This is a genomic window from Kaistia hirudinis (assembly GCF_014196455.1).
GTDB classification, from domain to species: Bacteria; Pseudomonadota; Alphaproteobacteria; order Rhizobiales; family Kaistiaceae; genus Kaistia; species Kaistia hirudinis.
In genome coordinates this window covers 275,360-288,531 of sequence record NZ_JACIDS010000006.1, presented here as the reverse complement: position 1 = coordinate 288,531, position 13,172 = coordinate 275,360, and the positions used below count along the sequence as shown (strand labels likewise).

Sequence of the window (13,172 nt, the reverse complement as noted above, 5' to 3'; positions counted from 1 at the left end):
TTGGAACGTTCCAATGAAACATCAGAGCCTCGCCAAGCCGAGGCCGCCGTCGACTCCGATCACGGCGCCGGTCGAAAAGGCGAAGGCGCCCGAGGCGAGCGCGACGACCGCGCCGGCGACATCCGAGCCCTCGCCCCAGCGCCCGGCCGGGACGAGCCCGTCCGCGATGCGGCGGTCATATTTCTCGGCGACCGCCGCCGTCATGTCGGAGCGGATGATGCCGGGGCGGATCTCGTAGACGCCGATACCGGTCGGCGCGAGGCGAAGCGCCAGGTTCTGGACGAACATCGAAAGCGCCGCCTTGGAGATGCAATAGTCCGTCCGCTCCGGCGAGGCATGGCTCGCCGAGATCGAGGTGACCGTGACGACGGCGCGCCGATGCGCCGCGGGTGCGGCGAGCATGGAAGCGACGACGCGCTGGGTGAGGAACAGCGTGCCGCGCAGGTTCACGTCCATGATGCGGTCAAAGTTTGCCGGCTCAAGATCGAGCAGGTCGCCCCGCACCACGGCGCCCATGCCGGCATTGTTGACCAGCAGATCGACCGGTCCGAGCGCATCCCGGATCGCGGCGAGCGCCGCCTCATGCGCAGAGAGATCGGCCAAATCGAATCCGGCAAAATAACCGCGCGCGCCGACTGCCTCGATGGCATCGAGCGTTGCAGTGGGGTCGGCTTCCGCCCGGTCGGCGACGGCGATGTCGTAGCCCCCCTCGGCGAGGGCGAGCGCGATGGCGCGGCCGATGCCGCGCGCGGCGCCGGTGACGAGCGCGACGGGCCGGCTCACGATGCGAGCTCCGTGCGGCGGATGTGATCGGCGGTGCGCAGCGCCTGCGCCGCGATGGTCAGCGCCGGATTGACCGCGGCCGAAGTCGGCAGGAAGGACGCGTCGACGACGAAGAGATTGCGATGGTCGAAGGCGCGGCAATCCGTGTCGAGCGCCGCCTGCGCCGGGTCGGAGCCGAAGCGGATCGTGCCGCATTGATGCGAGGGCGTGCGCCGGTCGAACGGCTTGGTCAGCACGATCGGGAAGCCGGCAGCGCGAAAGCGCTCCTTCATCACGTCGATCAGCTTCTGGTGCGCCGCCATGTTGGAGCGCTTCCATTGCAGCACGACCTTCTCGCCATCGACGCGGATGCGGCTTTCGGGGTCGGGCAGATCCTCGTTCATCGCGAGGAAATCGACCGCGTGGCGAGCGAGCAGCGACAGCGCCCATTCCGGCGCGCGCGGTGCGCCGGCCTTCATGACCGGGCCTGAGACGCGGCCGAGCAGCTGCATATTGCCGAGCGGGCGGCCGCCCTTGCCGTCGGAGAGGTAGAAGTCGTTGAAACCGAACGTCTTCTGATGAATGGCGTCGTTGCGGAAGCGCGGATCGACGGCGATCATGGCCGTCGAATTGTGGTTCATGAAATAGCGGCCGACGACGTCGGAGGAATTGGCGAGCCCGTTCGGATGCCGCTCGTCCTTCGAGGCGAGCAGCAGCGCTGCGGACTTCACCGCGCCCGCCGAGAGCACGACGAGCTTCGGCGCCAGTTCGCGCAGTTCGCCATCCTTGCGATAGACGATTTTCTCGATCCGCCCGCCCGCGCCGGCGACCAGGCGGACCACATCGGCGCCGGTCTCGATGGTGATGTCGGGATCCTTCAGCGCCGCAGCGAGGCCGCATGTCTCCGCGTCCATCTTGCCGCTGCGCGTATCCGGGAAAGCGTCCCAGGGCGTCTTCGCCCGGCGGAGCCAGGCTTCGTGATCGACGCCGAGCGGCAGCGAGGCCGGATGCAGCCCCTGCTGCTTCAGCCGCGCGCGGACCTCGGCGAGCGCCGGCTCGTCGGGAACCGGGGGGAACGCATAGGGCTGCGAGTGATAGGGCTCGGTCGGATCCTCGCCGAGCGCGCCGCGCACGCGGTAGAGCTGCTCGGCGCGGCTGTACCAGGGCTCGATCACGTCATAGGCGATCGGCCAGGCCGGCGAGACGCCGCCCTCATGTTCCATCGCCGCGAAATCCTCGGCGCGATAGCGGATCAGCACCGCGCCATAGAACTTCGAATTGCCACCGACATAATAGTAATTGCCGGGATTGAACGTCGAACCATCGGCCGCGTCGTACCAGACCTCCTTCGGGCGGAAGAAGCCGCGCTGGAAGATGGCGCGCGGATCGCGCGTTTCGGGCGTATCGGGAAGCTGCTGGCCCTTTTCGAGGATCAGCACCTTCGCACCCGAGCCAACCAGCCCCGCCGCCAGAGTCGAGCCACCCATGCCGGAGCCGATGATGACGATGTCGGGGGTCATGGGCAGGTCTCGGGCTTAACCCCTCCCCCCTTGCGGGGGAGGGTCGGGGAGGAGGAACCCGCTGCCCGCGCGAAAATCGGGAACAGCGTCGCTCTGTGCCGGGCAAAGGCCCCCCTCTCCATCTCTCCCCCACAAGGGGGGAGAGGGCGGGCCGGTGCCGCGCCCGGCAGATGGAAAAGCGAGGCAGCCATTCTCATGCCACCCGCTGCTCGGTCTGCGGGTCGAAGAACACGGCCTTGTCCATGTTGAAGGTGAACGGCGCGCGATGGCCGGCGCGGACCGGCACGTCGGAGCGCATGCGCGCGATCACGTGCTTGCCGCCGAGATGCGCCACGACGAAGGTGTCGGAGCCGGCCGGCTCCACGACCTCGACCTGGCATTCGGCATCGACCAGCGTGCGGGCGTTGCGATCCGCGCCGTCATGGTCGGTAATCGCCTCGGGCCGAATTCCGAACAGCACCGTCTTGCCGAGCACGGCGGAGAGCTTCTCGCCGGCCTGGCCGGGATCGAGCACCAGATCGCCTTCGCCCTCGCGCTGCAATGCCACGACGGTCTTGCCGTTCTCGGCGCGGACCGCGGCGGGGATCAGGTTCATGGACGGCGAGCCCATGAAATCGGCCACGAAGACATTGGCCGGATTGTTGTAGACCTCGGCCGGCGTGCCGAACTGCTGCAGGACGCCGTCGCGCAGCACCGCGATCTGGGTGGCGAGCGTCATCGCCTCGATCTGGTCATGCGTCACATAGACGATCGTTGTCTTCATGCGCTGGTGCAGCCGCTTGATCTCGGTGCGCATGTCGACGCGCAGCTTGGCATCGAGATTGGAGAGCGGCTCGTCGAACAGGAAGACCTGCGGGTTGCGCACGAGGGCGCGGCCCATGGCGACGCGCTGGCGCTGGCCGCCGGAGAGCTGGCTCGGCTTGCGCTTCAGGAGATGGCCCATCTGCAGGATTTCGGCGACCTCGGCGACCGCCTTGTCGCGCTCGGCCTTCGGCACCTTCCGCATTTCGAGGCCGAAGGCGATATTTTCGGCGACGCTCATATTCGGATAGAGCGCGTAGGACTGGAACACCATCGCGATGTCGCGCTGCGAGGGGTGCAGCTCGTTCATGCGCTTGCCGGCGATCCGCACCTCGCCTTCGGAGATGGAATCGAGACCCGCGATCATGGAGAGCAGGGTCGACTTGCCGCAGCCGGACGGCCCGACCAGCACCAGGAACCCGCCTTCCTCCACCGAGAGCGAGATGCCCTTCAGAATGTCCGTCGCGCCGTAGCGCTTCACGAGACGATCGATTTCGAGAAACGCCATGATCTATCCCTTGACGGCGCCCGCCATCAGACCGCGCACGAAGTAGCGGCCGGCGAGGATGTAGACGAGGAGGGTTGGGAGGGCCGCGATCATCGCCGCCGCCATGTTCACATTGTATTCGACGACGCCGGTTGACGTATTGACCACATTGTTGAGCGCCACCGTCATCGGCATCACGTCGCCCGATCCGGCATAGGACGAGGCGAAGAGGAAGTCGTTCCAGATATTGGTGAACTGGTAGATCACCGTCACGACGATGATCGGCAGCGAGTTCGGCAGCAGCACGCGGCGGAAGATCTGGAAGAAGCCGGCGCCATCGACCATGGCCGCCTTCACGAGCTCGGTCGGGAAGGCCTCATAATAGTTGCGGAAGAACAAGGTCGTGAAGCCGAGGCCGTAGACCACGTGCACGAAGACGAGGTTCACGGTCGAGTTGCCGAAACCGAGATTCATGCCGAAGGCGTTGGTAAAGACCTTGCCGAGCTGGCCGAACTGGCCGAGCACCGTTGCCATCGGCAGCAGCACCGACTGGAACGGGATGAAGCAGGCGAACAGCATCAGCCCGAAGACCAGCTTGTGGCCCTTGAAGCGCCACTTCGTCAGCACATAGCCGTTCAGCGCGCCGAGCAGGGTCGAGATCGCGACGGCGGGAACCACCATCTTGATCGAGTTCCAGAAATAGCCGTGGATGCCCTCGCAGGTGAGGCCGACGCAGGCCTCGCCCCAGGCCTTGATCCAGGGCTGGATCGTCGGATCCTTCGGCAAGGCGAGCATATTGCCGTTCTGGATTTCCGGCATGGTCTTCAGCGACGTCACCAGCATCACAAAGAAGGGGATGAGGTAGACGAGGGCGAAGACGAGCAGCAGGCCGTAGATGACGATGCGGTTCAGGACGCGCGAACCCGCCGGCCGGGCGCCCACGGTGGCGGCGCTCATCGGTTCTTCTCCCTGAGCTCGGAATAGAGATAGGGCACGATGATCGCCGACATGGTCGCCAGCATGATCACGGCGCTGGCCGAACCGACCGCCATCTCGTTCCGCTTGAAGGTGTATTCGTACATGAAGTTGGACGGCAGCCAGGCAGAGCCGCCGGGTCCGCCGCTCGTCAGCGCGACGACGAGGTCGTAGGACTTGATCGCCATATGGGCGAGCACGATCAGTGCCGACAGGAAGACGGGTCGCAGAAGCGGGATGATGATGCGGCGATAGAGCTGGATCGGCGAGGCGCCGTCGATCTGCGACGCCTTGATGATCTCGCTGTCGATGCCGCGCAGCCCCGCGAGGAACATCGCCATGATGAAGCCCGAGGCCTGCCAGACGCCGGCGATGACCACGGTGTAGATCACGTAGTCCTTGTTCTTGATCCAGTCGAAATGGAACGAGGTCCAGCCCCATTGGTGCATGGTCTGCTCGAGGCCGAGACCCGGATCGAGGAACCATTTCCACGCGACGCCCGTCACGATGAAGGAGAGCGCCATCGGATAAAGATAGATCGGCCGCAGCACGCCTTCGCCGCGGATCTTCTGGTCGAGCAGGATCGCGAGGAAGAGACCGATCGCCAGGCAGAAGACGATGTAGAGCACGCCGAAGATCACCATGTTGGTGATCGAAGTGTACCAGGACGAGGGCGGGTTGCTCTCGAAGGTCCAGCGCCAGAGCCGCTGATAGGCGCGCGCATCGGTGAGTGTATAGCTCGGGAACGCCTTGGACTTCGTGAAGGACAAATAGATCGTCCAGAGAATGAAGCCATAGACGAAGAAGAGCGTGATGGCGAAGCTCGGCGCGAGCACGATCTTCGGCAGCCATTCCTGGAGACGCGCCCGGAGCGACTTGCGCTGTGTCGCGCGCTCCGGCGTCTGCATCCTGTCCGTGACGATCGACGTCATGAAGGCCTCCCTGAGGGCCGCAACTCGAAAGCTGGGCGCGGAACGCGCCCTGTTACACCTCCCCATGAGGGGGAGGTCGACGGCCGCAGGCCGGCGGGAGAGGGTTTAGGGAACCATCCGGAAGGGCTCGAAGGGGAGCATCGACGGCCAAGCCCGTAAACCCTCACCCGGCGCTGCGCGCCGACCTCTCCCTCAGGGAGAGGTGAAGGAACAGCAGGTGCGGCTCCCTCCCCGCACGGGCAGGGAGCCGCATTGATGCGTCGCTTACTTCGCGTCGTTGATCGCCTGGACCAGCTGGTTCACGGCCTCGTCGGAGGTCGTGATCTGGCCGTGGACGAACTTCGAGACGACGTCCTTATAGGCATTGGCGACGGCCGGCGGGGCGCCATAGCCCTGGGCCAGCGAGCCGAACAGCGTGCCGCCGTCATTGGCCGCCTTGAGGTCGGCGATGCCCTTCTTGCCGCAGGCGTCGAAGGCCGTATCCGGAACGTCGGTACGGGCCGGAACCGAGCCCTTCACGACGTTGAAGGCCGACTGGAAGCTCTTCGAAAGCGTCGCCTTCGCCAGAGCGATCTGCGCGGCCTTCTGGTTTTCCGGAACGTCGAACATGCCGAACATGTCCGAATTGTAGATCACGGAACCATCGGTGCCCGGGAAGCGGTAGCAGAGGAAGTCGACGCCCGGCTCCTTGTTCGCCGCCTTGAACTCACCCTTCGCCCAGTCACCCATGACCTGGACCAGCGCATCGCCCTTGATGACCATGGCGGTGGCAAGGTTCCAGTCGCGGCCCGAGAAGTTCGGGTCGACATAGTCCTTGAGCTTGGCGAGATTGTCGAAGGACTTCTTCATCGTGTCGGACTTCAGCGCGTCCTCGTCGAGGTCGTTGAAGGCCTTCTTGTAGAACTCCGGACCGCCGGTCGAGAGGACGATCGAATCGAACATCGTCGCCTCCTGCCAGTTCTGGCCGCCGAGCGCGAGCGGGGTGACGCCGGCCGCCTTGGCCTTGTCGAGCAGCGCGACGAACTCGTCGAAGTTCTTGGGCTCGGTGCCGCCGATCTTGTCCATCACGGCCTTGTTGATCCAGAGCCAGTTCACCGAGTGAACGTTGACCGGCGCCGCGACCCACTTGCCGTTATAGACGGAGAACTTCTGCAGAGCCGCCGGGACGGCCTTGTCCCAGCCCTCGGCGACGGCCGTCTCGGTCAAATCGCCCATCTTGCCGGCCTCGGCATAGTCGAGGACCGTGTAGCCGAGCATCTGCGAGGCGGTCGGCGGGTTGCCCGCCGCGACCATGGCCTTGAGCGCGGTCATCGCGGCGTCGCCGCCGCCGCCGGCCACCGGAACGTCCTTCCAGGTGTAGCCCTCCTTGGCCAGGTCCTGCTTGAGGACGTTCAGCGCGGCAGCCTCGCCGCCCGACGTCCACCAATGCAGCATCTGGACTTCCTTGACGTCCTCCGCATGGGCGGAAAGCGCCGTCGCCGCCAGAATGGCGGACGCCATCAGTATCTTACGCATTGAAAACCTCCCGATTGAACCTCGTCCGCCCTCCGGGCGGCCGCTCCACTGCTTCAGTTTCCCACCCACCAGGCGGTGCGTGGGCCGCGATGAAACTGAATTGTTTTGACCTCCGAATAATCCTCTACCGCATTTTTTCCGAGTTCTCTACCCAGTCCCGATTGCTTCATTCCGCCGAAGGGAAGCTCGGGATATCCGTCCATGAAGGTGTTGACCCAGACGGTGCCGGTGCGCACCGAACGGGCGACTCCGACGGCGGTATCGATGTCGCGGCTCCACACTCCGGCGGAGAGGCCGTAGTCCGTTTCCTCGACCAGACGGATCGCCTCTTCGGTGCGGGAGAATTCGAGCACGGAGAGCACCGGCCCGAACACTTCCTCCCGCGCGATCGTCATTTCGGGCTTCACGCCGGCAACGACGGTCGGCGCCATATACTGGCCGGCGCCGGACTCGATGCCGCTGCCCCCCATGAGGACATGGGCGCCGTCGGCAGAGGCGTCGCCGACGAAGTTCTCGATCTTCTGCAGATGCGCCGCCGTGATGATCGCGCCGACATCGGTGCGCTCATCCAGCGGATCACCGACGCGCACCCGCTTGGCGCGCTCGGCGAAGGCGGCGAGGAAATCCGCCGCGATGTCCTTGTGCACGATCAGCCGGCTGCCGGCATTGCAGCACTCGCCGCCATTGAAGAAGGCGCCGAACACCGCCGCATCGACGGCCGCGGGAATGTCGGCATCGGGGAACACGACCTGCGCATTCTTGCCGCCGAGCTCCATCGACACCTTCTTGAGAGTCGCGGCAGCCGCAGCGACCGTCGCCTTGCCGACCCGGGTCGAGCCGGTGAACGACACCATGTCGACGCTCGGATGCGACACCATATGCGCGCCGACCTCGGGTCCGGTGCCGAGCACGATGTTGCAGACGCCCTCCGGCAGGCCCGCTTCCATCAGCAGTTCGCCGAGCAGCACGGTCGAGGCGGAGGTGAGCTCGCTCGGCTTGACGACGGCGGTGCAGCCGGCGGCGAGCGCGAAGGGCAGCTTCTGCGCCACGATCAGGAACGGGAAGTTCCACGGCGTGATGATCGAGACGACGCCGATCGGCTCGCGCAGCACCACGCCGAGCATGGATTCGCCGAGATTGGCGTAGCTCTCGCCGTGCAGCGTGCGGGCAAGCGAGGCGGCATAGCGCCAGATATCGGCCGCGCCCTCGATCTCGCCGCGGGCCTGGCGGATCGGCTTGCCGCTCTCGATCGCGTCGAGACGGGCGATCTCCTCGCGGCGCGCGTCGATCAGGTCGGCGGTCTTCAAGAGCACCGCGGCGCGCTCGCTCGCCTTCATCTTCGGCCAGGGGCCGCGATGGAAGGCGCGGCGGGCAGCGGTCACGGCCCGCTCGACGTCGGCCTGCGAGCCGAAGGCATAGCGGCTGACGAGCACGCCATGGCCCGGCGAGACGCGCTCACCCTCAAGACCGACGGCGCCGTCGGTCCACTTGCCGTCAATCAGCATCTGCCAGCGCTTCGGACCGCCCTTGGCCTCGGCAAGCGAGGCCGGATCGATATGCAGCGTCATGTCATCTGTCCTCGAAACGGGGCGTGCGCTTCTCGCGGAAGCTGGCAGCGCCCTCCTTCAGATCATCGGAATAAGCGACGAGCGCACCGGCGACCGCCTCGATGGCGAAAGCCTCCTCCTCGCCCTCGGCGGCGTTGATCAGCTGCTTGGAGAGCTGCACCGCGATCGGGCCGCGGGCCGCGATCGCCTCGGCGAGCTTGATCCCGGCCGTGAGTCCCTCGCCCTTCGGCACCACCTGGTCGACCAGCCCATGCGCCAGCGCGCTCTCGGCCGGAAACATCTCGCCGGCCAGCACCATGCGGCGGATGATGCGCGGACCGAACCGGCGCACCAGGCGCTGCGTGCCCGACCAGCCCGGGACCATGCCGAGCCCGGTCTCCGGCAGCCCGATCCGGCCGTGCTCCTCCAGAATGATGAGATCGGCGGTGGCGGCGAGTTCGAGCCCGCCGCCGAAGGCATGACCGTTGACGACCGCGATCAAAGGCTGGCGCAGGCGCGCGAGCCGGTCGAAGACGCGGTGCCCCTTGCGGATCCAGTCGCGCATGAAGGTGAGCGGGTCGAGCCCGGCCCAGGCGGCGATGTCGCCGCCGGCGGAAAAGACCTTCTCGCCCGCGCCGGTGATGATCGCGGCGCGGACCTCGCGGTTCGCCTCGACTTCATCCACCCAGGCCTCGATGCCGGCCATCATCGCCTGGTCGAGCGCATTGAGCTTGGCCGGACGGTCCAGCGTCAGGATGGCGACATGACCTTCGATGCGGCCCTGCACGCGGGCCTCGCCTGCGGACTCAGCCATGGAGGCCTCCCGCGAGATGAAGGCCGATCGGCGCGGCATGGTAGAGCCGGTCCGGCGTGACCTTGAGATCACCCGCGACCAGCAGCGGGAAATCCGCCTGGCCGAGGATGTCGCGCTCCAGATCGAAGCCCGGCGCGATCTCGACGACCATCACGCCTTCGCGCGTCAGCCGCATCACGCAGCGCTCGGTGACATAGAGGATCTCCTGGCCCTGCTCGACCGCACGGCGGCCGGAGAAGGAGACATGCTCGACCTCGGGCACGAGCTTCTTGACCTTGCCTTCCTTGAGCGTGCGGACGGTGCCGTCCACGATCTCGAACTTCGCGCCGGCATTGAAATAGCCGGAGAAGACGATGCGCTTCGCCCGCGCCGTGATGTCGACGAAGCCGCCGGCACCCGCCGTCACATGCGGACGGGCGGAAAGGCGCGAGACATTGACCGAGCCGGACTGGTCGATCTGCAGGAAGGAGAGCAGCGAGCAGTCGAAGCCGCCGCCCTGGAAATAGACGAACTGATGCGGGCTCGGCACGATCGCCTCGGCATTCGAGGCGCAGCCGAACTGGAAATCGAGCAGCGGAACGCCGCCGACCGCGCCCTGCTCGATCATCCACGTCACGTCGCCATGCCGGCCTTCCTCGATGAGGATGCGCGGCACATTGGCCGAGATGCCGAAGCCGATATTGACCGCCCAGCCCTCTCTGAGTTCGAGCGCCACGCGGCGCGCGATGACCTTGGCGATGTCGAAGGCGGGCGTCTCGAAGCTCGACAGCGGCCGCGAGATCTCGCCGGAGATGGCGGGCTCATACGGCGTCTGGCAGGTCTGCCACTGGTCCGGCGCGACCACGATATGGTCGACGAGGATGCCCGGCACATGCACGTTGAGCGGCTTCAGAGTGCCGGCCTGCGTGAGGCGCTTCACCTGCGCGATGACGATGCCGCCATTGTTGCGCACCGCCAGCGCCTGATCGAGCGGGCCGAGATAGGCGCCTTCATGCTCGAAGGAGAGATTGCCGCGCTCATCCGCCGTCGTGGCGCGGATGATCGCGACATTCGGCACGATCGACGGGAAGAACAGCCATTCCTCGCCGCGGAAATCGATCAGTTCCACCACCGGGTCGGTGGCGGCGGCTTCGTTCATCGCGCAGCCCTGGCGGCGTGGATCGGCGAAGGTGTCGAGGCCGACCTTGGTGATGACGCCGGGGCGCTTGGCGGCGGCCTCGCGATGCATGTCGAACAGAATGCCCGAGGGGATGTTGTAGGCCGGGATCAGATTGTCGCCGAGCATCTTCCAGATCGCCGGCGGCTCGGCGGTCGACGGACCCGAGGGATAGGAGCCGGCGAGGATGCGCCCGAGCAGGCCGGGCTTGGCGATATGGTCGATGCCCTTGACGCCATACATGTCGCCGGCTGCGATCGGATGCAGCATCGTCAGATTGGTCGGATGGCCGCTCGCTTCGAAATGCCGGCCGATCGCCGCCAGCGTGGCGTCGGGACAGCCGAGCGCACTCGCCGAGGAGACGGTGACGACGGCATCGTCGGGAATGAGGGCGGCGGCCGCATCGGCCGTGATGACTTTGGATTTCATGCTCTTGCTCTTTCACCTCTCCCGCAAAGAGAGGCCGGACCTCGGGTCCGGCTGGGGGACTGCGACCCCACCCGGAGAATTCACTGACCCTTCTCCCGCCGGCTTCGCCGCCAGCGTCACAACCCCGTCTCCACCTTGACCGTGCCGCCCGTCTTCGCCGCCTCCGCGACGGCCAGGCCGAAGGCGAGCGAGCGGATACCGTCCTCGCCGGTCGCCGCCGGCTGGCCCTCGCCGCGCATGGCGGCATGGAAGGCGCCGAGCGCGCGCACATAGAGGTCGGTGCGGTCGAAATCGATTGCCTGCTCGCCGGCTTCGTTGCGCAGCACGAGCGAGCCGATCGGCTGCTGGGTCATCACGTCGCGCGCGATCAGCGAGCCCTCGGTGCCATGCACCTCGAAGCCCGTGCCGGCATATTTCGACGTGAAGGCATCATGGGTCTGCGCGATCAGGCCCGAGCGGAAGGTGACCGTGGTCATGACCGCATCGGCGAGGCCGACGCTCGCCATGCCCGAGGACTGAGTCATCGCAACGACGCTCTCGGGCTCGTCGCCGAGCACGAAGCGCAGCGTGTCCGCATCATGCACGGCGATATCCAGGATGACGCCGCCGCCCGCCTCCGGCGCATTGATGCGCCAGCCCTGCAGGCTCGGCGGGAGATAGACGGCGTGGAAGACGCGCGCGGCGAGCGGACGGCCGATGCGTCCATCAAGGATCGCCTGGCGCATGGCACGGTGCGCGCCGGCATTGCGCAAATGATGATTGGTCGCGAAGACGACGCCGGCCGCCTTGGCCGCATCCACCGCGGCATGGGCGTCGGCGAGTGTCAGCGCCAGCGGCTTCTCGCAGAGAATATGCTTGCCGGCCCGCGCCGCGGCGATGGCCTGATCGCGGTGCAGTTCGTTGGTCGTCGAGATATAAACGGCATCGACGCCGGGCGTCGCCAGCAGCGCGGTGAGATCCGTCGTCGATTCCGCGATGCCGTTCTCCTTCGCGAAAGCCGCGCCGCGTGCCGCATCGGTGCTCATCACGACGCGCGGCTCGCCGCCATTTTGCCGGATGGCGTTGATGACGAACTGCCGTGCGATGTTCGAGGCGCCGACGAGGCCCCAGCCGATGGTACCGCTCATTCACCCCTCCCGATGGAACCGCCGCTGCTCGCCCGAACGACGAGGTCGACATCGCTGACGAATTCTTCCGGCCGCGTGTCGCCGCCGATCATGCGCAGCACCAGATGCGCCGCGCGCTCGCCGAGCGAGGCGGTATCGACATGGACCGTCGAAAGCGGCGGATTGGTGTGGCGCGCCTCGGCGACATCGTCGAAGCCGACCAGCGCGAAATCCTTGCCGGCGACGAGGCCGCGCCGCTCCAGGCCCGACAGCACGCCGAAGGCGACGACATCGTTGAAGCACAGCGCCGCCGTCGGCGCGTTGTCCATGTCGAGCACGCGCGCAATGGCGCTGGCCCCGCAATCGCGATTGGGCGGACCCTCGATGATCCAGCCCGGATCGATGGCGAGATCGGCCGCCTCCATGGCCGCGCGCCAGCCGCCGCAGCGGTCGTTCTGCGCGATCATGTCGGCATAGCCGCCGAAGAAGGCGATGCGCCGGTGGCCGAGCGCGATCAGATGCTCCGTCGCGCGGCGCGCGCCGCGCAGATTGTCCGGCGTCACCGAGGAGAAGCCCGGCCCCATCCGGCGCATCGCGAGCACGGTCGGGAAGCCGAGGCCGGAGAGCGCCGCGATATCGGCGGGCCGCGTGCCGCGCGCCGGGCAGATGATGAGGCCGGCGATGTCGTGCTCCGACATGGAGCGCAGCACCTCGGCCTGGCGGCGCGGATTCTCGATCGTATTGGCGATGAAGGGAATGTAGCCGGCGGCGTGGAAGACGCGCTCGATGCCGACCGCGAGCTCGGCGAAGAAGGGGTTGGCGAGGTCGTTGATGACCATGCCGACAATGTTGGAGCGGGCGCTGCGCAGGTTCGCCGCACCGCGATTATAGACGTAGCCGAGCTTGTCGATCGACGAGAGCACCTTCTCCCGCGTCTCGGCCTTCACCTGGGGCGAGGCTTGCAGCACGAGCGAGACGGTCGATTTCGACACGCCGGCATGCCGGGCTATGTCGATCATCGTCACGCGCGTCGCGGAACTGGGCGTTTCCCTGGCGTTCATCGGCCCTGGAGGCTCTCTGAATTGGAACGTTCCAGTGAATAGACCCGGCTCACCGTGCCGTCAAGCA

General features: G+C 66.6%; 11 protein-coding genes. All 11 read right to left on the bottom strand.

Features of this window, described 5'->3' with window-relative positions:
* Nucleotides 1-21 precede the first annotated feature (21 nt).
* Nucleotides 22-783 (bottom strand): 3-ketoacyl-ACP reductase, encoded by a 762-nt coding sequence (locus GGR25_RS22900; RefSeq protein ID WP_343068155.1) that lies wholly within the window; start codon nucleotides 781-783, stop codon nucleotides 22-24.
* A complete protein-coding gene (locus GGR25_RS24850; RefSeq protein WP_246410248.1) occupies nucleotides 780-2,288 on the bottom strand; it encodes a GMC oxidoreductase in 1,509 nt (502 codons plus the stop codon). Before GGR25_RS24850 ends, GGR25_RS22900 begins: the two co-directional genes overlap by 4 nt.
* Nucleotides 2,289-2,475: 187 nt before the next feature.
* Nucleotides 2,476-3,591, bottom strand: coding sequence for an ABC transporter ATP-binding protein (locus GGR25_RS22895; protein WP_183401200.1), 1,116 nt, complete (start codon nucleotides 3,589-3,591; stop codon nucleotides 2,476-2,478).
* 3 nt (nucleotides 3,592-3,594) lie between these two features.
* Nucleotides 3,595-4,527, bottom strand: a complete 933-nt coding sequence (locus tag GGR25_RS22890; protein WP_183401199.1) for a carbohydrate ABC transporter permease — start codon at nucleotides 4,525-4,527, stop codon at nucleotides 3,595-3,597.
* Nucleotides 4,524-5,477: a carbohydrate ABC transporter permease gene (locus tag GGR25_RS22885; protein ID WP_183401198.1), complete on the bottom strand. Its 954-nt coding sequence runs from the start codon at nucleotides 5,475-5,477 to the stop codon at nucleotides 4,524-4,526. Before GGR25_RS22885 ends, GGR25_RS22890 begins: the two co-directional genes overlap by 4 nt.
* 264 nt (nucleotides 5,478-5,741) lie before the next feature.
* Nucleotides 5,742-6,992, bottom strand: a complete 1,251-nt coding sequence (locus tag GGR25_RS22880; protein ID WP_183401197.1) for an ABC transporter substrate-binding protein — start codon at nucleotides 6,990-6,992, stop codon at nucleotides 5,742-5,744.
* A 53-nt stretch (nucleotides 6,993-7,045) separates the two neighbouring features.
* Nucleotides 7,046-8,560, bottom strand: coding sequence for an aldehyde dehydrogenase family protein (locus GGR25_RS22875; protein WP_183401196.1), 1,515 nt, complete (start codon nucleotides 8,558-8,560; stop codon nucleotides 7,046-7,048).
* A 1-nt stretch (nucleotide 8,561) separates the two neighbouring features.
* Nucleotides 8,562-9,353, bottom strand: coding sequence for an enoyl-CoA hydratase/isomerase family protein (locus GGR25_RS22870; protein WP_183401195.1), 792 nt, complete (start codon nucleotides 9,351-9,353; stop codon nucleotides 8,562-8,564).
* Nucleotides 9,346-10,938: an acyl CoA:acetate/3-ketoacid CoA transferase gene (locus GGR25_RS22865; protein WP_183401194.1), complete on the bottom strand. Its 1,593-nt coding sequence runs from the start codon at nucleotides 10,936-10,938 to the stop codon at nucleotides 9,346-9,348. The genes GGR25_RS22870 and GGR25_RS22865 overlap by 8 nt, the downstream gene beginning before the upstream one ends.
* Before the next feature lie 116 nt (nucleotides 10,939-11,054).
* The gene (locus GGR25_RS22860) at nucleotides 11,055-12,065 is read right to left on the bottom strand and encodes a Gfo/Idh/MocA family protein (RefSeq protein ID WP_183401193.1); all 1,011 of its coding nucleotides are present in this window, start codon (nucleotides 12,063-12,065) and stop codon (nucleotides 11,055-11,057) included.
* A complete protein-coding gene (locus GGR25_RS22855) occupies nucleotides 12,062-13,105 on the bottom strand; it encodes a LacI family DNA-binding transcriptional regulator (protein WP_183401192.1) in 1,044 nt (347 codons plus the stop codon). The genes GGR25_RS22860 and GGR25_RS22855 overlap by 4 nt, the downstream gene beginning before the upstream one ends.
* Nucleotides 13,106-13,172: the final 67 nt, after the last annotated feature.